This is a genomic window from Streptomyces sp. H27-D2, from assembly GCF_035828615.1.
In the GTDB taxonomy this organism is placed as follows: domain Bacteria; phylum Actinomycetota; class Actinomycetes; order Streptomycetales; family Streptomycetaceae; genus Streptomyces.
In genome coordinates, this window is record NZ_JAYMZR010000052.1 from 1 (window position 1) to 17,932 (window position 17,932).

Below are 17,932 nucleotides of genomic sequence, written 5' to 3' on the forward strand. Positions count from 1 at the left end.
GGCCCCACGCCTCCGGGGTCACCGACAGCCCGTAGGTCGCGTGGGCCGGCGCACGGGCGATCGCGTGGTACATCAGGATCGGCACCGGGGGAGTCCGGGTACAGCGCGCGGGCCGCGCCGGCTCGGCGGCCGGCGTCGGCCGCGCCTGTGGTGCGGCGGACCCCGCCGCGGGGTTCGTGCTCACGCGACCGCCCCCTCGTGCCCCTCGCCCTCCCCGGCCCCGCCCGCGGCTTCGGGAACCGCCACGGCCAGAACCGCGGCCTTCGCGGGGTCGCGGTCCGGCACGGCCGCGATGGTGAACCGGCAGCCGCCCTTCCGCAGCGGGCCGCGCGCCCGGACGCTGCCGAGCACATACCCGCCCGCCGCTGCGGCCACGCCCGTCACGATCGCCGCCGCCCGGCCCGCTCCGCCCGCGCGCCCGAGCAGCGCGTCGCGCAGCCCGCGCGCGACGCCCGCCGGGAGCACCCGGGTGGTGTAGCGGCGCTCGGTCGCGAGCCCCGCCCGCGCGCCCACGCTCCGCGTCACCAGGGCCTTCGAGAGCCCTTCGGCGTAGCAGCGGCTGCGGAAGTAGTTGAACCGCTCGCGGGCCGGCGGCACCTTGTGGTGGATCACCGCCCGGTCGTCGATCAGCAGCACCGCGTCCGGGCGGGCGCGGCTCAGCCGGATGCACAGCTCGGTCTCCTCGCAGCCGAGCGGCCGTTTGTCGCCGTCCCGCCCGATGCCGGTGGCGAAGCCGCCCGCGATGTCGAAGGCCGAGCGGCGGAACGAGGCGTTGCCGCCCAGGACGTTGCGCACCTCGACCAGACCGGGCGGCAGCCCCAGATACGTGGCGCCGACCACCCAGTCGAACTCGGCCGGGAACCAGAGCGGCCGGCGGCCGGACGCCCAGATGGGCTTCGGCGACGGCGTCGTCGTCCAGGAAGGCGACGATCTCGCCGGTCGAGGCGGCGATGCCGGTGTTGCGCCCGGCGGACAGTCCGCGGGCGCCCGCGTTGGCGAGCAGCCGCAGGCCCCCCGCCGTGCCGTGGGGACCGCTGCCCCGGGCGCTTCCCGCTGTGCGGAAGTGCGCGGCGAGCCGGCTCAGCAGGGCGGGGTTGTGGTCCACCACGAGGAGCGTCTCGTGAGCCCGCAGCGACTGGTCCCGCACCGAGGACACCGCGGCGAGGATGTCGTCCCAGCGGTCCTCGGTGTAGGCGCAGATCACCACCGAGACACGAGCGCTCAAGACACCTCTCCCCGGCTCGCGTTGAGGGCGATGGCGCGCGGGCTGCGCTGCGTGCGGCGGGCGCCCCGCTCGTGCAGGATCACCTTGAGCACCCGCAGGCCGTCGCGCACGGCGCGCAGATTGCTGGTGCCGTGGATGCGGTTGTATTCGTGACTGGGGATCTCCTGGACCTTGAGTCCGGCCTTGACGACGCGGATGTTCATCAGGGTCTCGACCTCGAAGCCCGCGCAGTCGAGCGCGATGTCGTCCAGGCAGCGCCGCCAGAAGGCGTTGTAGCCGTAGCACAGGTCGGTGTAGCGGGCGCCGAACTTGGCGTTGACCACCGAGGTCAGCACCCGGTTGCCGAGCTTGCGGATCATCGTCATGTCGTCGGTGCCGCCGCCGTTGGCGAAGCGCGACCCCTTGGCGAAGTCAGCGCCGCCGACGAGCGCCGAGACATACGAGACGATCTCTGCCCCGTCGGCCGAGCCGTCGGCGTCGACCATCACGATGATTTCTCCGCTGCACGCCTCGAATCCGCTGATCAGGGCATCGCCTTTACCTTTTCCGCGCTGCGGTACGACCACCACTCCCGGCCATAGATCACGGGCGACCTGGACCGTGTCATCGGTCGAATTGCCGTCGACCAGGACCACTTCGTGAATCCAGTCGGGCAAGGTCTTGAAGACGTAGGGAAGATTCTCCGCCTCGTTCATCGCAGGGATCACGACGCTCACCGGCGGAGATATCGCCAGGTGAGAAGAGACGGGACGGTATCTGCTCGGTATGGACCGGCCTTTTGACGGCGCGTCAAAAGGATCTTGCCCGGGCACCGCCGGGCGCACGATGGAACTCATGAATCTTGATCCCTCTCGTCCGGTGGACCGCCCGCCCCCGGGCAGTCCGGATGTTTTCCGGTTCGAAAGGGGGGTTCTCACCCTCCACAGGACGGCATGGCGCACCGAGCGAACAAGGTGAGCTGGCATACGTGTTACGGCCGCGCGGTCGTGAACCGACACAGGTTCGATGTCGGCGCACGGCACCCCCCTACCGCGCCCCGCGCCGGTATCCATCGCGGCGTTTGAGCCCTCCCCTAACGCCTTGCGTGATGGGCCGATGCGGGTGGATGTACGACGGTATTGATGATTAGGACTCTATGGCAAGACCTGGAACTCTCAATCCCCTTTGGCCTTAATGGCACATACGGAGTCGCGTGTTCCTCAACCTCCTTCTCGGAAGTGGCCGATCCGTTTGAGAAAACGGTCCGCGGGCTGGAACAACTCGGGTTTCGACAGCACCGCGTTGCGCAGCGCCCGCACCGGCGCCCGGTGTGCCCGGTGCCCCAGCGCGATCGGATGCCGCCTGGTCACCCACCCCTCCGACACCAGAAGTTCACGTGTCTTGAGGGAGTCCTTGTACTCCTTCTCGCCCCGGCCGAGATCGAGATGGGCCATCCCCTCGGCCGCCGCGGCCTCGGCCATCCGCAGATGCAGCACCAGGCCGGGCGAGAACTTCGCGTAGTCCGTGTCGTACGCGGGGAACCAGCAGCCGATCACCCGGTCCGAGCGCAGCCCGAAGTGCGCCGCGATCGGCCGCTCGCCGGCGTAGAGCACCGAGAGCAGCCCCGAGAAGGTCGGGGTGCGGGTGTGGAAGAGCTGTTGCACCAGGTGGGAGATCCAGGGCCGGGAGAAGCGGTCGGTCCGCCCGGTGCGCCGGTACTGCGCGGACTTCCAGCCCATCAGGGTGGCCAGCACGGCCGGATCGCGCTCGTCGTGGACGTAGCGCACCTCGCCGACGTCCCGGCCCAGCTTCCGCTCCTTGGCCAGCGTGGTCCGGGTGAATTTCGGCGACTGCTTGCGAAGTCGTCCGAGATACGCCTCGAAGCCCTGCTCCACATCGATCACCGGAGAGGCGTAGGTGCCGACCGGCCCGGTCTCGAAGGGTTTCTGCCCCTCGACCAGGTGGTCGAATTCCCACACCGCGAGCCCGCACGCCTGCAACAGCTCCCGGGCCTCCCACTGGAATCCGGGCCGGTGCACCAGCCCCTGGGCGTCCGATACGCCGAGGCCGATCGCCCGGCCGACGCCCAGGGCCGAGCGCTGGTAGGCGAAGAAGGCGGCGGGCGCCCCCTCCTCCCGGATCACCGCGATGCGCACGCCCCGCCGGCAGTGCCCGACGGCGAGCGCGAACTCGGGGGAGAGGAAGGGGCTCGCCAACTGCGGGCTGCCGAAGGCGCAGGCCTGCGACTGCATGGCGGACCACGCCGCCCGGTCGGCGGCGGTCAGTTCGCCCGGGCGGTACACGCTGATGTCCACGTCAGGAGGCCCGGCTTCTCGCGTCGCCGGCGCGCCTGCGCCGGACGGTGGCCGGCAGGAAGCAGACGGCGCTCAGTACGGCCACCGCGAGCACCCCGCCGCGGACGGACCAGATGTGCAGCGCGAGCATCAGCTGCGCGACCAGCAGATCGATCCCGGTCGCGGCGGCGGCGGCCACCACGACCCGGCTCATCGGGTCCAGACCGCGCAGCGCGGCCCCCACGGCCGCCGCCGGGGCCGCGATCAGGAAGAACAGGGTGAAAGGCGCGCGAAGCTGCGAACTGACGTCGGCGAGCGCGAGCGCCAGACCGACCCCCGCGACGCCGACGGCCGCGCCCGCGAGCAGGGGAAATGAATCCCCGGTCGTCGGTCTCTTGCCTGCGATGGTCTGCATTGGCGACTTTGCCCCCTGAAGCGCCGGATGCCGGGCTTCAATGTCGCGCAGCGGACAGAGGCCCGTCAAGATGCGGAGAGCTTGTGAACGCGCGATCCGGACGCGCGTCCCAGGTGCGTTCCGAGGGTGCGCCGACCGGCTGTGATTGTCATGAACACTTCCCACGACGCGCGGTGGCTGCTAACACGGGGGTGGCAGAGATCCTGCTAGAGGAGGTCTCATGAGACTGTCCCGATTCGCGGCCACCACTTCCGCACTCCTGCTCAGCGCGACGCTCGCGCTCACCGGCGCCGGCGCGGCCCACTCCGCCGTACGAGACGCAACTCCCGCCTATACAGCGCTCGGTGACTCCTACTCCTCCGGTGTGGGGGCGGGGAGCTACGACAGCGCCAGCGGGAACTGCAAGCGCAGCACCCGCGCCCACCCGGCGCTGTGGGCAGCCGCGAACGCCCCCTCGTCCTTCCACTTCACCGCTTGCTCGGGGGCCCGTACGGGTGATGTTGTGGCGAGCCAGCTCGGCCCGCTCAACGCCTCCACCGGACTCGTCAGCGTCAGCGTCGGCGGCAACGACGCCGGCTTCGCCGACGTCATGACCACCTGCGTGCTGTCCTCCGAGAGCACCTGCCTGCGGCGGGTCTCCGAAGCCCGCGCCTTCATCGCCGACACCCTCCCCGGCAGGCTCGACGGGGTCTACGACGCCATCGCTCAGAAGGCGGTCAACGCGCGGGTCGTCGTCCTCGGCTACCCGAGGCTCTACAAGCTCGGCGGCAGCTGTTTCGGCGGGCTCAGCGAGCGGAAGCGGGCCGCCCTCAACGCCGCGTCCGACCAGCTGAACACCGTCACCGAGAAGCGGGCCGCCGACCACGGCTTCACCTTCGGCGACGTGGCCAGTGCGTTCAACGGCCACGAGATCTGCTCGGGCGACTCCTGGCTGCACAGCACGACGTTCCCGGTCGCCGAGTCCTACCACCCCACCGCCGCCGGCCAGTCGCGCGGCTATCTGCCCGTCCTCGACTCAGTACTCTGACCGCTCGGACCGGTCCGAGCGCTCGGAACGGCCGGACCGGTCCGACCTCACCGCCTCACCCGTCGTCGTCCCGGTAGCCGCTCCCGTGCCGGCGCCCGTCGTGGCGCCTGTCGTGGTCTCGGAGGTCCCGTCCGTCGGGGCCTCCTTGCACGTCACCGTGAACGACACATGGTTGGAGGTCGCGGCCTTCGGGCTCTTGATCTCCACCCCGATCCAGTTCGTGGACGACTGCCCTTCCTTGTACGTCAGTTCGGTGTGCTCGACCGGCTTCTGCCGGCCGCCGCCGTCCGCGAACGTGAGACTCTTCCAGCCCGGATCCGAACTCCGGCCGCTGCCGGTCACCCAGCGGTAGCCGACCGTCGCGGGGGTGCGGCTGACCGTGATGTCGCCCCGGAAGGACGGCGCTTCGCCGGGCGCGGCCGGGCAGCTCCCGGTGTAGCTGTCCCGGTACGCCGTCACGGTGACCGTGACCGTGACGGACGCCGGGGGCTTGCTCGTCGTCTGCCCGCCGCCGGAGTTCCCGTTCTTCGCGCTGCCGCCGCCCCCGCCCGCCGACTTCGACGCGCCGCCGGAACCCGGCGCGCCGCCCCCGCCGTTGCCGCCTCCAGGGGAGTCCGAGCCGCCGCTCCCGCCGCCGTAGCCCCCGCCGCGCTGGCCGCTGCCCTGGCTGCTCGTGCCGCCGTCGTGCGCGTCGCCGTCGCCGTCGCCCAACAGCCCCCAGGCCACGCCGCCCGCCGCGAGCGCGGCCACCAGCACCCCCACCGCGACCAGCAGAATCCGGCGCCGGCGCCGCGCGGCAGTAGACGCCGGCGGACCGTACGCCGGGGTGGCGGAGCCCGCCCTGGGAGGCCCGGCGGGAGCCATCGGGGGCACCGGGCGCGGGGCGGTACGGGTGCGCGGATCGTACGGGGGCTCCTGCCGCGCCCCGCGCGGTGCGTCGACCACCCGGGTCGGGGTGTAGTTCACCGGCGGCGCCGGGGGCGCGCCGCCGGCCGCCACCACGCGCAGCAGCCGCGCCGCCGCATCCGCCTTCAGCCGCTGCGCCGGGTCCTTGCGCAGCAGCCCCTCGATCACCGGAGCGAGCGGCCCGGCCCGGCGGGGCGGCGGCAGTTCCGCGTCGACCACCGCGCGCAGCGTGCTCAGCGGGGTGTCCTGCCGGAACGGGGTGTGGCCCTCGACCGAGGCGTACAGCAGCACCCCGAGCGACCACAGATCCGACTCAGGCCCCGGGGCGCGCCCCAGCGCCCGCTCCGGCGCGAGGAACTCCGGCGAGCCGACCAGTTCGCCGGTCATCGTCAACGAGGACGTGCCCGCCACCATCGCGATGCCGAAGTCGGTGAGCACCACCCGGCCGTCGTTGGCGAGCAGTACATTGCCCGGTTTCACATCCCGGTGCAGCACCCCCGCCGCGTGCGCGACCTTCAACGCGGTCAGCACCTCGGCTCCGATGTGCGCGGCGCGGGCGGGCGTCAGCGCGCCGTCCGCGTCGAGCGTGTCCGCCAGCGACAGCCCGCGCACCAACTCCATGACGATCCACGGGCGGCCGCCCTCGGAGGCCACGTCGTAGACCGTGACGACATTGCGGTGCGAGATGCGGGCCGCCGCCCGGCCCTCCCGCTCCAGGCGCGCGTACAACTGGCGCACCTGCGGCCCGTCCAGCTCGTTGGGGGCGCGGACCTCCTTGACCGCGACCTCGCGGGCCAGCACTTCGTCACGGGCCTGCCAGACGATGCCCATGCCGCCGCGCCCCAACTCGGCGAGCAGCCGGTATCGGCCGGCGACCAGTCGGCCGGCCCCAGGACTCTCACTCATGAGCGACCCCCCCTCCGCCCGAAGGCGGCATGCCGTCCCCGATCGGGCGTCCCGACCAGCATGGCCGAACTCGGATCCCAACGGAATGTTTCGGGGGAAACCTGCCTCAACCGAGCTCTGCCGCATACCCTGCGGTCCGGACCCCGCCCTGCCCCCGCGCCCGCACGTCAACTCGCCCCCGGCCGCCACCGGTTCGGTGACCAGGCGTCAATACGCTTGACGGGAAGGTGAATCCGGGGCCGCGGATACGCGGGCGACCCGCCGGGGCGGTAGGGTTACCCTGCCCGGGCCGGGTGCCCTCGTACGGGTGGGGAGTCTCATGGAACAGATAGCAATGCGGGGCAGGGCGCGAGTGCCTGCCATCAACTGCGGTAGCGGTGCGTCGAGCCGACGCCTGGACCGCCATCTCGCCGTGCTCGGCGGTCCTGCTCTGCCACAGCGGGAGGTGGAGGGGGCGACTCTGCTGATGCAGGAGCTGACCGCTCGCGACACCCCCCGCACGCAGACCGGCAGGTCCAGCAGGACACGGACCTCCAGGGTGTCGCTCTTCGCGCCACTGCGACGGCTGCGCCGTTCGCTGTTCGGCAGTCGCGGCTGACGCACGCGGGTTCCGGGCCCAGCCGACCACACCGTCCCGGCGCAGCGCTGCGTCCGGTGCGTCCGTCCTCCCCAGGACGCTCAGCAGCGCGTCGGTGTGTGACCGCTGAAGCCCGTAACCACCCTGGATCCCGAGACGGGACCTTTCGACAGCGCATCGCCTCACGGCGGTGCGCTGTCGTGCGTCCCGGGCCGGTCGGAGCGCCGCTCCCGCTCAGCGGCCGGTGCGCGCGTACCGGCGGACCGTCAGCGGCACGAACACCGCCGGCAGCAGCGCCGACCAGAGCAGCGAGGCCGTCACCGGGTGCCGCGTGGGCCAGGCCGGGTCGGCGGTGGCGGCACTCGCCGCGCTCGCGTTGCCGAAGAGTTCGCGGCAGGCGGTGACGACGGAGCTGATCGCCATGGTCAACGGGCTGGTCGCGGCCTACGCCGCAGGCGAGTTGTCGACCGCGGAGCAGAGCCGCACCTCGCCGGACCCGCCCGGCCAGGAGCAGGCGGCCCGCGCCGCCTACCTGGCGCGGGCGCTCGGCGGCGGCGCGTACCCGCTGCTGGCCGGGGCGCTGGCGGACGGTGCGCCGCGGTCCGTCCCCGAGGCGGCGTATCGAGCGGGCGCTCAACCGGCTGCTGGACGGCTTCGAGGCGGAGAGCCGCCGCGGGGCTCCTGAGGCGGAGAGCCGTCGCGCGGGGGCCGCTGAGGGCGCGGGATCGCGGCGCGGGCTGTGAAGCTGAGGGTTGCGGCCAGGCCCCGGAGGTCGGCAGCCGTCTCAGAGCAGCGCGAACTGCCCCTCCGGGCCCTCCTCGTGGTGGTCCAGCACCGACGCCGGCCGGCGCGCCGCCGCCGGGGCGGGCAGCACGCCCGCCTCGCGCAGCTCGGCGGCCGACACGCGCGGCCCGGCGGCCAGCCGCGCCGCCAGCGCGTGCTGCTCGGGGCGCAGTTCGGCGAGCAGCGCGAGGACGGTGATCAGCTCCAGCAGCTCGGACGTCCACTCCTGCGGCCAGCCCGCCGGGCCGATCGCTCGCAGCGTGCCCGGCTCGCGGGGCGTCGTGCGGCTCTCGAACCAGGCGTCCAGCACCCGTACGCCGCCCGCGTGGAAGTCCCACGCGCCGAGCGGGACGGGGGAGATCCGGCCCTCGCCGATGGACAGCGTCTCCTCGTCCGGGTCGTAGGCGTGGCTGTCCGGCAGCCGCTGGGCCGGGAGCGGGGCGCGGACGAACGGGCGGCGGCCGCCCGGCATGCGCGGCCGGGGTCCCGGCGCTCCCTCGGGTGGCTCGCCGCGCGCGCCGCGCGTCTGGAGCCAGAGCGCGCGGCGGCCCAACGCGACACCGGACGCCCACACCTCGGGGTCAGCGGTGAGCGGGACGGCGCAGCCGCCGGGGGAGTGCCGGGCGCTCGCGGCGGCCCAGCCGAGGAAGTCCTCGGCGGTGACGGGGTGCTGGAGCCGCTCCGCCAGCCGGTCCAGCAGCCCCGGCGCGAGGTTGGGTTCCGCCTGGCCGGGGCGGCGGTAGAGCGGCCTGACCCGGCCGGAGCGGCCCGCCGGGAGCAGTGCGGACAGGGCCAGCGCCGGGCCCGGGGCCTGCGGTGCGCAGCCCGGTTCCAGCGCGAAGATCTGCCGCCCGTCGGCGACCCGCCACAGCTCCGGCCGCGCGGCGTCGATGAGGCGGTGGTCCGGCAGCAGCCACTGCTGGTCGTACGGGCCGTACAGCACCCGTACTGGCTCCGGGCAAGGGCCGGTCTCGCGCGCCAGCCGTCCGGTGCCGCCGCGGTGGCCGGGGAGTTGGGCGACGGAGCTGTGCGGCGTACGGGAGCGGGTCGGCCCGAACAGCGCCGCGCGGGCGGTCTCGTCCCCGGCGGCCAGCAGCGCGCTCCAGCGTCCGCGCAGCGACGCGGCGTCCGGCGCCGCCACCCAGCCGCGCCCGAGCCGCACGGGCGCCACCGCCCAGGGCATCAGGTCCGCAAGCAGCGCCGCGTCGGCCTGCGCCGGGTCCGTCCGTGTCACGTCGGACCGCGTCGCGTCCGTCTGTGTCGCTCTCGCCGTCACGCGGCAGCCCTCCCCGGAGCGTTCGGTCGCCGTCCGCATCGTAGCCGCGGGCGCTCGGCCGCAGGTGGGGCTCCGGCGGGTGACTTGGCGGGTGCATCACGGACGCGGGACCGGCCGGAAGAAGCTCGCGCGGACCCCGGACCCCGGACCCCGGACCCCGGACCCCGGACCGGCCCCGCTCCCGCCCGTGCGGTCAGGGCGCTTCCAGGGTCACCGAGAAGGAGAAGCGGTCGCCGCGGTAGTGGATCAGCACCACGTCGACGACCCGGCCGCCCTCGTCGTAGGTCACCCCGGTGTAGTGCAGGATCGGGCTGAGCAGCGGGACCTCCAGCAGCCGGGCCGTCTGCGGGTCGGCGAGCCGCGCCTCGACCGTGTCGGTGATCCGGCTGATCCGCACTCCGGCGACATCCCGCAGCACCTTGGTCATCGGCCAGCGCTCCAGGTCGGCGAGGTCGAAGCGGTCCGCGAGCTCGGGGCGGACGAAGTTCTCCGCCCAGTTGGTCGGCTCGCCGGACTGCTCGTCGCAGCGCAGCCGCCGGAAGGCCACCACGTCCGTCAGGTCAGGGAAGTGCTCGGTCAGCGCGGCCGGCACCGGCGCGGGGCCGTGGCCCAGCACAGTGGTCGGCTCGCCGGACTGCTGGGCCACGATCGCGTCCACCGAGCCGAGCAGCCGCACCGGTGCGCCGCGCCGCGCGCTCGGCTCGATGAAGGTGCCGCGCCGCCGGTGCCGGCTGATCAGCCCCTCCGTCTCCAGCTCCTTGAGGGCCTGCCGCATGGTCAGCACGCTCACGCCGTAGTGTGCGGCGAGCCGGTCCTCGGTGGGCAGCCGCAGCGGCGCCTGCGGGAGGCGGCCCAGTATCGAGGCCCGCAGGGACTGCGAGACCTGGTACCAGAGCGGCAGTTTGCGGTTGAGGACGAGTGAGTCGGGTGCGAAGGCGGTCACGGCGCGGCTCCGGTCACGAGCTGAAGTGGCGCTCCAGACCTTGCCACACGTCGTCGTAACCCCCTTGAAGGTGGTCCGCCTCCATGGCCTGCGCGGTGGCCGCCACCGGCCAGCGGGTCTCGAACATGAAGGCCAGCCCGTCGTCGATCTTCTGCGGCTTCAGCTCGGCGGCGCTCGCCCGCTCGAAGGTCTCCCGGTCGGGGCCGTGCGCGGACATCATGTTGTGCAGCGAGCCGCCGCCCGGCACGAAGCCCTCCGCCTTCGCGTCGTACGCCCCCTCGATCAGGCCCATGTACTCGCTCATCACATTGCGGTGGAAATAGGGCGGCCGGAAGGTGTTCTCGCCGACCAGCCAGCGCGGCGCGAAGACCACGAAGTCGACGCCCGCGAGGCCGGGGGTGTCGGACGGCGAGGTCAGCACGGTGAAGATCGACGGGTCCGGGTGGTCGTAGCTGATCGACCCCAGGACGTTGAACCGGCGCAGGTCGTAGACGTACGGCAGGTGGTTGCCGTGCCAGGCGACGACATCCAGCGGCGAGTGGTCATAGGTGGCCCGCCAGAGGTTTCCGCAGAACTTATTGATCACCTCTACCGGAGTCTCGCGGTCCTCGTACGCGGCCGTCGGCGCGAGGAAGTCCCGCGCGTTGGCGAGCCCGTTGGCGCCGATCGGGCCGAGGTCGGGGAGCACGAACGGCTGCCCGTAGTTCTCGCAGACATAGCCGCGCGCGCTCGCGTCGAGCAACTCGACGCGGAAGCGGACCCCGCGCGGGATCAGCGCGATGTGGCCCGGCTCGGCGTGCAGCAGGCCGAACTCGGTCCGCAGCAGCAGGCCGCCCCGCTCGGGGACGATCAGCAGCTCGCCGTCCGCGTCGCTGAACACCCGGTCCTCCATCGAGGCGTTGGCGCTGTAGAGATGCACCGCCATCCCGGCGCGCTGCGCCACATCGCCGTTGCCGCCGACCGTCCACAGGCCCGCGACGAAGTCCGTCCCCTCGGCCGGCTCCGGCAGCGGGCTCCAGCGCAGCCGGTTCGGGTCCGGGACCTCGGTGAAGGGCGCGCTGCGCAGGCCGCCGTTGTCGGTCCGTACGAACGGCGGGTGCGCGGCCGAGGGGCGGATGCGGTAGAGCCAGGACCGTCGGTTGTGCGCGCGCGGCTCGGTGAAGGCGGTGCCGCTGAGCTGCTCCGCGTACAGCCCCAGCGGCGCGCGCTGCGGCGAATTCCGGCCGGTCGGCAGCGCGCCGGGAACCGCCTCGCTGCTGTGCTCGTTGCCGAAACCCGAGGAGTACGACAACCCCTCGGCCGTCTTCCGCGCTGCCGCGCTGGCCTGCTCGCTGGCCGTACCGCTCATTGCGTGCTCCCGCCGCTCAAGGATTCCTGTGTATGACCATAGGAATCAATGTATGGGCGCGTCAACGATGTTGAACGTCCTGAGCCCCGGTGCGTGCGATACGTCTTCAAAAACCGACCGCGCCGGCTGCCGTCCCCCGAGAAGTTCGTACGAGAACCGTGCCGGCCATGCCTACCGGTCGGTATGGTCGGCGGCAGCCGTGTGCCACGGCTGCCGCCGCCGTCCCGGGAGGGCCCCATGCCGCGTACCGCCCTACGAATCTGCCCACTGTGCGAAGCCACCTGCGGGCTGACCCTGACCATCGAGGCGGACCGCGTCACCGGGGCCAGGGGCGACCGCGAGGATGTGTTCAGCAAGGGCTTCATCTGCCCCAAGGGCGCGGCCTTCGGCGAACTCGACAGCGACCCCGACCGGCTCACCCGCCCGCTCGTCCGCAAGGACGGCGAGCTTCGGGAAGCGAGCTGGGACGAGGCGTTCGCGGCCGTGGCGGCGGGGCTGCGGCCGGTGATCGAGGAGTACGGGCCGCAGGCGACGGCCGTCTATCTGGGCAACCCGAATGTGCACACCATCGCGGGCGCGCTCTACCCGTCCGCCGTGCTCGCGGCGCTGCGCACCCGCAATGTGTTCACGGCCAGCACGCTCGACCAGATGCCCAAGCATGTCTCCAGCGGTCTGCTCTACGGCGACCCGCTGGCCCTGCCGGTGCCGGACCTGGACCGTACGGACCATCTGCTGATGATCGGCGCCAACCCGGTGGAGTCCAACGGCAGCCTGTGCACCGCGCCCGACTTCCCCGGCCGGCTCAAGGCGCTGCGGCGGCGCGGCGGCCGGCTCACGGTGATCGACCCGCGCCGCACCCGTACCGCGAAGCTGGCCGACCGGCATGTGGTGATCCGGCCCGGCGGCGACGCGCTGCTGCTCTTCGCCATGGTCAACGTGCTCTTCGCCGAGAAGCTCGTGGACCTCGGCGCGGCGGCCGAGCAGGTGAGCGGAGTCGACGAGGTGCGCGCCCTCGCAGCCGACTTCACCCCGGAGGCGGTCACCGGGGCCTGCGAGGTTCCGGCCGAGGAGATCCGCACGCTGGCCCGTGAGCTGGCCGCCGCGCCGAGCGCGGTGGTATACGGGCGGGTCGGCAGCTCCACGGTCGAATTCGGCACGCTCGGCAGCTGGCTGATCGACGTGCTCAACATCCTCACCGGCAACCTCGACCGCCCCGGCGGCATGATGTTCCCGCTCTCCGCCACCGCCCGCGCGCCGCGGCCGGCCGCGCCGGGCGAGGGGTTCGCGCTCGGCCGCTGGCGCAGCCGGGTCAGCGGACACCCCGAGGCGAAGTCCGAACTCCCCACGGCCGCGCTGGCCGAGGAGATCGAGACGCCGGGCGAGGGGCAGGTCAGGGCGGTGCTCACGATCGCCGGGAACCCGGTGCTGTCCGCGCCGGACGGCGCGCGGCTGGACCGCGCGCTGGCCGGGCTCGACTTCATGGTCAGCGTCGACCCGTACCTCAACGCGCCCTCGCGGCACGCCCACGTCGTACTGCCCCCGCCGCCGCCCAGCCGGAGCGCGCACCTCGACTTCTCGTTCAACGCGCTCGCCGTGCGCAACCAGATCCGCTACTCGCGGCCCGTCATCGCGCTCGCCGAAGGACAGCTGGACGAGCCGGCGATCCTCGCGCGGCTGGCTCTGTGCGCCGGCGGCCGGGAGGGCGTGGAGCCGTCCACGGTCGATGAGTCGGTGATCGGCAGGACGCTGGGCAAGGCCGTCGCCGACCCGCTGTCCCCGGTGCTCGGCCGGCAGCCCGCCGAGCTGGCCGCGCAGCTGACCGGTGAGAGCAGCACCGAGCGGCGGATCGACCTGATGCTGCGGCTGGGCCCGTACGGCGACGGCTTCGGCGCGGACCCCGAGGGGCTGTCCCTGGCCCGGCTGCTCGCGCACCCGCACGGCATCGACCTCGGCCCGCTGCGCTCGCGGGTCCCGGAGCTGCTCAGGACCGTCAGCGGCAAGGTCGAGCTGTGCCCCGAGCCGATCCTCGCCGAGGTGCCCCGGCTGCGCGGCTCGCTGACCGCCCGGCCGGACGGGCTGGTCCTGGTGGGGCGGCGGCATCTGCGCTCCAACAACAGCTGGATGCACAACATCCCCGCACTCAGCGGCGGCAGCAACCGCTGCACGCTCCATGTGCACCCGCAGGACGCCGCCCGGCTCGGCCTGGCCGACGCCGGGACGGCGCGGGTGACCGGGGACGGCGGGGAGGTGCTGGCGCGGGTCGAGGTGACCGACGGCGTACGGCCCGGCGTCGTCAGCCTGCCGCACGGCTGGGGGCACGACAGGACCGGCACCCGGATGGCGGTGGCCGAGGCCGACCCCGGCGCGAATGTGAACCAGCTCCTCGACGGGAGCCGGCTGGATCCGCTGTCGGGCACGTCGGTGCTCAACGGTTTCCCGGTGCGGGTGGCCGCCGCCGGGGGCGCTTCTGCCGCAGCGGCCGGTGCCTCTGTGGTCACCCATGGTTGACCTGGGGTTTTGCGCTTATTGCTCGCGCGTCAAGACCTTGTTAATACTGAGTTACGCCACCTAACGTCACCACGACCGCCATCCCCGGTGGGAGTTCAACGGCGAACGTTAGGACCCACATGCTGACAATCCTCGGATTCGTCATGATCGCCACATTCTTGACGTTGATCATGATGAAGAAGATGTCGCCGATGGCGGCGCTGGTACTCATCCCGGCACTGTTCTGCGTCCTGGTGGGTCAGGGCGCGAGCCTCGGCGACTACGTCATCAAGGGCATCGGCGAACTGGCCCCCACCGCCGCGATGCTGATGTTCGCCATCATCTACTTCGGGGTGATGATCGACGTCGGACTCTTCGACCCGATCGTCCGCGCCATCCTGCGGTTCTGCAAAGCGGACCCGATGCGGGTGGTGGTCGGCACCGCGGTGCTCGCCGCGATCGTCTCGCTGGACGGCGACGGCTCCACCACCTTCATGATCACCGTCTCGGCGATGCTGCCGCTCTACCGCCGGCTGAAGATGAGCCTGCTGGTCATGACGGGTGTCGCCGCCACCGCCAACGGCGTGATGAACACCGTGCCCTGGGGCGGCCCCACCGCCCGCGCCGCCACCGCCCTCAAGCTCGACGCGGGCGACATCTTCATCCCGATGATCCCCGCCCTCGCCGTCGGCCTGGTCTGCGTCTTCGTCCTCGCCTACGTCCTCGGCATGCGCGAGCGCAAGCGGCTCGGCATCCTCAGCATCGACGAGATCGTCGGCGCGAAGGACGGGACGGAGCTCGCCATGGCCGGAGCGGGCGGCTCCGGCGCCCTGGCCACGTCGGCTGCGGAGAGCGGCCCGACGCATGCGGCCACCGCGACCGGCGGCGGCCGCCAAGCCACCGCGAGCGGCACCGGGAGTTCCACCGGCGGTGCTGCCGGCGGCCCCGCGGACAGCACGGCCGCAGATGACGCCGAGCCCGCCGTCGAGGACGCGCGGCTCTCCGGCCTCGACCCGCAGCGCGCGACCCTGCGCCCCAAGCTCTACTGGTTCAACGCCGCGCTGACCATCGCGCTGCTCACCCTGCTCATCCTGCAGACGCTGCCCATCCCAGTGCTCTTCCTGCTCGGCGCGGCCATCGCGCTCACCGTCAACTTCCCGCACATGACGGACCAGCGGGCGCGCATCGCGGCCCACTCCGAGAACGTCCTCAACGTCTCCGGCATGGTCTTCGCCGCCGCCGTCTTCACCGGCGTCCTCACCGGCACCGGCATGGTCGAGCACATGGCCCGCTGGCTCGTCGACGGCATCCCGGACGGGCTCGGCCCGCACATGGGCCTGGTCACCGGCGTGCTGAGCATCCCGCTCACCTACCTGATGTCCAACGACGGCTTCTACTTCGGCATCGTCCCGATCCTCGCGGAGGCCGGCGCCGCCCACGGCGTCTCGTCGCTGGAGATCGCCCGCGCCTCGCTCGTCGGCCAACCCCTGCACATGTCCAGCCCGTTGGTCCCGGCCGTCTTCGTCCTCATCGGTATGGCGAAGGTCGAGTTCGGCGACCACACCCGCTTCACGGTGAAGTGGGCCACGCTGACCTCACTGGTGGTCCTCGGCGCGGGTCTGCTCTTCGGCGTCATCTGATGCCGTCCGGGGCCGCCGCGGCCGGCTCCCGGTCCTCTTCCGGGGTCGGGGCCGGGTCCGGGTCGGGCAGGGCCTGGCTGCTGCGACTGGTCATCGCCTTCGCCTTCGCGCAGGGCGCGGTGAGCATGGCCCGGCCCGCCGTCTCCTACCGGGCCCTGGCCCTGGGCGCGGACGCCCGCGCGATCGGCGTGATCACCGCCGTCTACGCGCTGCTGCCGCTGTTCGCCGCCGTCCCGCTCGGACGGCGCACCGACCACGGCCGCTGCGCCCCGCTGCTGCCCGTCGGCGTCGCGCTGATCGCCACCGGCTGCGTGTTCAGCGGTACGGCCGGCTCGCTCGGCGCGATGGCGGCCTGGAGCGGGGTGATGGGCCTGGGCCACCTGGCCTTCGTGATCGGCGCGCAGAGCATTGTGGCCCGGCAGAGCGCCCCGGCCGAACAGGACCGCAACTTCGGCCACTTCACCATCGGCGCGTCACTGGGCCAGCTCATCGGGCCGATCGCGGCGGGACTGCTCGTCTCCGGACACGACGCCGCGATGGCCCGCACCAGCGCCACCGCGCTGCTGGTCTCCGGCGCGGTCGCCGCCTTCTCGTTCACCGCCCTGTGGCGCATCGAGCACCGCGCCCCGCGACCGCCCAACGGGACCGGCGGGGAGGGGGACACGGCCGCCGGGCCGGGACGCGCCGCCCGCGTCCCCGTACACCGCATCCTGCGCACCCGGGGCGTCGCCGCTGGGATCTTCACCAGCCTCTCGGTGCTCAGCGCCACCGACATCCTCACCGCCTACCTCCCGGTCGTCGGCGAACAGCGCGGCATCGCGCCCGCCACCGTCGGCCTGCTGCTCAGCCTGCGGGCCGCCGCGACGAGATCGCCGAGACCGTCTCCGCCGAACTCGGCTCGCCGCTCGCCTTCAGCCAGGCGGTGCACGCGGGAGTGCCGATCGCGGTGGCCGGCTCATACGCGGAACTCGCCGCAGCCCACCCCTTCGAGGAGCGGATCGGCAACTCCACCGTCCTCCAGGAACCGGTCGGCGTGGTCGGCGCGATCACCCCCTGGAACTACCCGCTCCACCAGGTCGTCGCCAAGGTCGCCCCCGCGCTCGCCGCCGGCTGCACGGTCGTGCTCAAGCCCGCCGAGGACACCCCGCTCGTCGCCCAGCTCTTCGCGGAGGCGGTGGACGCCGCGGGCATTCCGGCCGGGGTGTTCAACCTCGTCACCGGTCGCGGCCCGGTCGCAGGACAGGCGCTGGCCGAGCACCCGGACGTGGACCTCGTCTCCTTCACCGGCTCGACGGCGGTCGGCAAGCAGATCGGCGCGACGGCGGGCGCGGCGGTCAAGCGCGTCGCCCTCGAACTCGGCGGCAAGTCCGCGAACGTCATCCTGCCGGGCGCGGACCTCGCCAAGGCGGTGAACGTCGGCGTCGCCAACGTCTTCGCCAACTCCGGCCAGACGTGCAGCGCCTGGACCCGGATGCTGGTCCCCGCCGACCGCTACGACGAGGCCGTCCAGCTCGCTGCCGCCGCCGCCGCGAAGTACCTCCCCGGCGACCCGCACGACCCCGCCAGCCGCCTCGGCCCGGTCGTCAACGCCAAGCAGCACGCGCGGGTCCGCGGCTACATCGCGAAGGGCGTCGCCGAGGGCGCCCGCATCGTCGCGGGCGGCCCGGAGGCCCCCGAGGGCAAGGAGAGCGGCTACTACATCCAGCCGACGATCTTCGCCGACGTCACCCCCGGAATGACCATCGCGCAGGAGGAGATCTTCGGCCCGGTCATCTCCATCATCGAGTACCAGGACGAGGACGACGCCGTGCGCATCGCCAACGGCACGGTCTACGGCCTCGCGGGCGCGGTCTGGTCCGCCGACGAGAGCGAGGCCGTCGCCTTCGCCCGCCGCCTCGACACCGGCCAGGTCGACATCAACGGCGGTCGCTTCAACCCGCTGGCGCCGTTCGGGGGCTACAAGCAGTCGGGCGTCGGCCGCGAGCTGGGCGCGCACGGCTTGGCGGAGTATCTGCAGACCAAGTCCCTCCAGTTCTGACGCGTACGGGGCGCACGGTCTGGCGCGCACTCCCTTTGCGGGGCGCACTGCCCGTACCGCACGCCCCGGCCCGCACGCCTCGTACGCC

Annotated in this window: 13 protein-coding genes and 4 pseudogenes; 7 read left to right on the plus strand and 10 right to left on the minus strand. The window is 72.9% G+C overall.

Annotation, left to right across the window (positions count from 1 at the left end; all coding sequences use genetic code 11):
- The 5 genes and pseudogenes from QMK28_RS20075 to QMK28_RS20095 all read right to left on the minus strand — a co-directional run.
- Positions 1-184 (minus strand): annotated as a pseudogene (locus QMK28_RS20075) (polysaccharide deacetylase family protein); the annotation flags it as partial.
- Positions 181-1,204: pseudogene (locus QMK28_RS20080) on the minus strand (glycosyltransferase family 2 protein). The pseudogenes QMK28_RS20075 and QMK28_RS20080, both read right to left, overlap by 4 nt.
- Positions 1,205-1,221: 17 nt before the next feature.
- Positions 1,222-2,061: a glycosyltransferase family 2 protein gene (locus tag QMK28_RS20085; protein WP_326439893.1), complete on the minus strand. Its 840-nt coding sequence runs from the start codon at positions 2,059-2,061 to the stop codon at positions 1,222-1,224.
- 363 nt (positions 2,062-2,424) lie between these two features.
- Entirely contained in the window at positions 2,425-3,519 is a 1,095-nt protein-coding gene (locus tag QMK28_RS20090; RefSeq protein WP_326439895.1) for a GNAT family N-acetyltransferase, read from the minus strand.
- A gap of 1 nt (position 3,520) precedes the next feature.
- Positions 3,521-3,913 carry a hypothetical protein gene (locus tag QMK28_RS20095; RefSeq protein ID WP_326439897.1) on the minus strand — a complete coding sequence of 131 codons (393 nt, stop codon included), beginning with the start codon at positions 3,911-3,913 and terminating at the stop codon, positions 3,521-3,523.
- Positions 3,914-4,133: 220 nt separating this feature from the next.
- On the opposite strand from QMK28_RS20095, the gene QMK28_RS20100 reads away from it, so the two are divergent.
- Complete coding sequence (locus tag QMK28_RS20100) at positions 4,134-4,940, plus strand: SGNH/GDSL hydrolase family protein (protein WP_326439899.1); 807 nt, start codon at positions 4,134-4,136, stop codon at positions 4,938-4,940.
- Here QMK28_RS20100 and QMK28_RS20105 read toward each other — a convergent pair.
- Entirely contained in the window at positions 4,929-6,752 is a 1,824-nt protein-coding gene (locus tag QMK28_RS20105) for a serine/threonine-protein kinase (RefSeq protein WP_326439901.1), read from the minus strand. The two genes, QMK28_RS20100 and QMK28_RS20105, sit on opposite strands and share 12 nt — an antisense overlap.
- Before the next feature lie 319 nt (positions 6,753-7,071).
- Between QMK28_RS20105 and QMK28_RS20110 the strand changes: the two genes are divergently transcribed.
- Complete coding sequence (locus tag QMK28_RS20110; protein WP_326439903.1) at positions 7,072-7,350, plus strand: hypothetical protein; 279 nt, start codon at positions 7,072-7,074, stop codon at positions 7,348-7,350.
- Positions 7,351-7,563: 213 nt separating this feature from the next.
- Here the strand turns inward: QMK28_RS20110 and QMK28_RS20115 are convergent, their stop codons facing one another.
- A complete protein-coding gene (locus tag QMK28_RS20115) occupies positions 7,564-7,752 on the minus strand; it encodes a hypothetical protein (RefSeq protein ID WP_443050777.1) in 189 nt (62 codons plus the stop codon).
- Here QMK28_RS20115 and QMK28_RS20120 point away from each other — a divergent pair.
- Positions 7,751-8,014 carry a hypothetical protein gene (locus tag QMK28_RS20120; RefSeq protein ID WP_326439905.1) on the plus strand — a complete coding sequence of 88 codons (264 nt, stop codon included), beginning with the start codon at positions 7,751-7,753 and terminating at the stop codon, positions 8,012-8,014. The two genes, QMK28_RS20115 and QMK28_RS20120, sit on opposite strands and share 2 nt — an antisense overlap.
- Before the next feature lie 99 nt (positions 8,015-8,113).
- Here QMK28_RS20120 and QMK28_RS20125 read toward each other — a convergent pair whose 3' ends face one another.
- The 3 genes from QMK28_RS20125 to hmgA all read right to left on the minus strand — a co-directional run bounded on the left by QMK28_RS20125 (position 8,114) and on the right by hmgA (position 11,679).
- Positions 8,114-9,295: a type ISP restriction/modification enzyme gene (locus QMK28_RS20125; RefSeq protein WP_326439973.1), complete on the minus strand. Its 1,182-nt coding sequence runs from the start codon at positions 9,293-9,295 to the stop codon at positions 8,114-8,116.
- 286 nt (positions 9,296-9,581) lie between these two features.
- On the minus strand, positions 9,582-10,331 hold the full coding sequence (locus QMK28_RS20130; protein ID WP_326439907.1) for a GntR family transcriptional regulator: 750 nt from the start codon (positions 10,329-10,331) through the stop codon (positions 9,582-9,584).
- Positions 10,332-10,344: 13 nt separating this feature from the next.
- Positions 10,345-11,679 (minus strand): homogentisate 1,2-dioxygenase, encoded by a 1,335-nt coding sequence (gene hmgA / locus QMK28_RS20135; RefSeq protein WP_326439909.1) that lies wholly within the window; start codon positions 11,677-11,679, stop codon positions 10,345-10,347.
- Between the two features lie 237 nt (positions 11,680-11,916).
- Here hmgA and QMK28_RS20140 point away from each other — a divergent pair, with 237 nt between their 5' ends.
- The 4 genes and pseudogenes from QMK28_RS20140 to QMK28_RS20155 form a co-directional block, all read left to right on the plus strand.
- Positions 11,917-14,187 carry a molybdopterin-dependent oxidoreductase gene (locus QMK28_RS20140; RefSeq protein ID WP_326439911.1) on the plus strand — a complete coding sequence of 757 codons (2,271 nt, stop codon included), beginning with the start codon at positions 11,917-11,919 and terminating at the stop codon, positions 14,185-14,187.
- A gap of 119 nt (positions 14,188-14,306) precedes the next feature.
- A complete protein-coding gene (locus tag QMK28_RS20145; protein ID WP_326439913.1) occupies positions 14,307-15,806 on the plus strand; it encodes a CitMHS family transporter in 1,500 nt (499 codons plus the stop codon).
- A gap of 125 nt (positions 15,807-15,931) precedes the next feature.
- Positions 15,932-16,672, plus strand: a pseudogene (locus QMK28_RS20150) (MFS transporter); the annotation flags it as partial.
- Positions 16,663-17,844, plus strand: a pseudogene (locus QMK28_RS20155) (aldehyde dehydrogenase family protein); the annotation flags it as partial. The pseudogenes QMK28_RS20150 and QMK28_RS20155, both read left to right, overlap by 10 nt.
- Positions 17,845-17,932 lie beyond the last annotated feature (88 nt).

What these genes read in the sequence shown, in the direction of transcription:
- QMK28_RS20100 (WP_326439899.1), top strand. Translation starts at nt 4,134, where the DNA reads ATGAGACTGTCCCGATTCGCGGCCACCACTTCCGCACTCCTGCTCAGC.
- QMK28_RS20125 (WP_326439973.1), bottom strand. Translation starts at nt 9,295, where the DNA reads ATGCCCTGGGCGGTGGCGCCCGTGCGGCTCGGGCGCGGCTGGGTGGCG.
- QMK28_RS20110 (WP_326439903.1), top strand. Translation starts at nt 7,072, where the DNA reads ATGGAACAGATAGCAATGCGGGGCAGGGCGCGAGTGCCTGCCATCAAC.
- QMK28_RS20085 (WP_326439893.1), bottom strand. Translation starts at nt 2,061, where the DNA reads ATGAGTTCCATCGTGCGCCCGGCGGTGCCCGGGCAAGATCCTTTTGAC.
- hmgA (WP_326439909.1), bottom strand. Translation starts at nt 11,679, where the DNA reads ATGAGCGGTACGGCCAGCGAGCAGGCCAGCGCGGCAGCGCGGAAGACG.
- QMK28_RS20120 (WP_326439905.1), top strand. Translation starts at nt 7,751, where the DNA reads ATGGTCAACGGGCTGGTCGCGGCCTACGCCGCAGGCGAGTTGTCGACC.
- QMK28_RS20140 (WP_326439911.1), top strand. Translation starts at nt 11,917, where the DNA reads ATGCCGCGTACCGCCCTACGAATCTGCCCACTGTGCGAAGCCACCTGC.
- QMK28_RS20105 (WP_326439901.1), bottom strand. Translation starts at nt 6,752, where the DNA reads ATGAGTGAGAGTCCTGGGGCCGGCCGACTGGTCGCCGGCCGATACCGG.
- QMK28_RS20145 (WP_326439913.1), top strand. Translation starts at nt 14,307, where the DNA reads ATGCTGACAATCCTCGGATTCGTCATGATCGCCACATTCTTGACGTTG.
- QMK28_RS20095 (WP_326439897.1), bottom strand. Translation starts at nt 3,913, where the DNA reads ATGCAGACCATCGCAGGCAAGAGACCGACGACCGGGGATTCATTTCCC.
- QMK28_RS20115 (WP_443050777.1), bottom strand. Translation starts at nt 7,752, where the DNA reads ATGGCGATCAGCTCCGTCGTCACCGCCTGCCGCGAACTCTTCGGCAAC.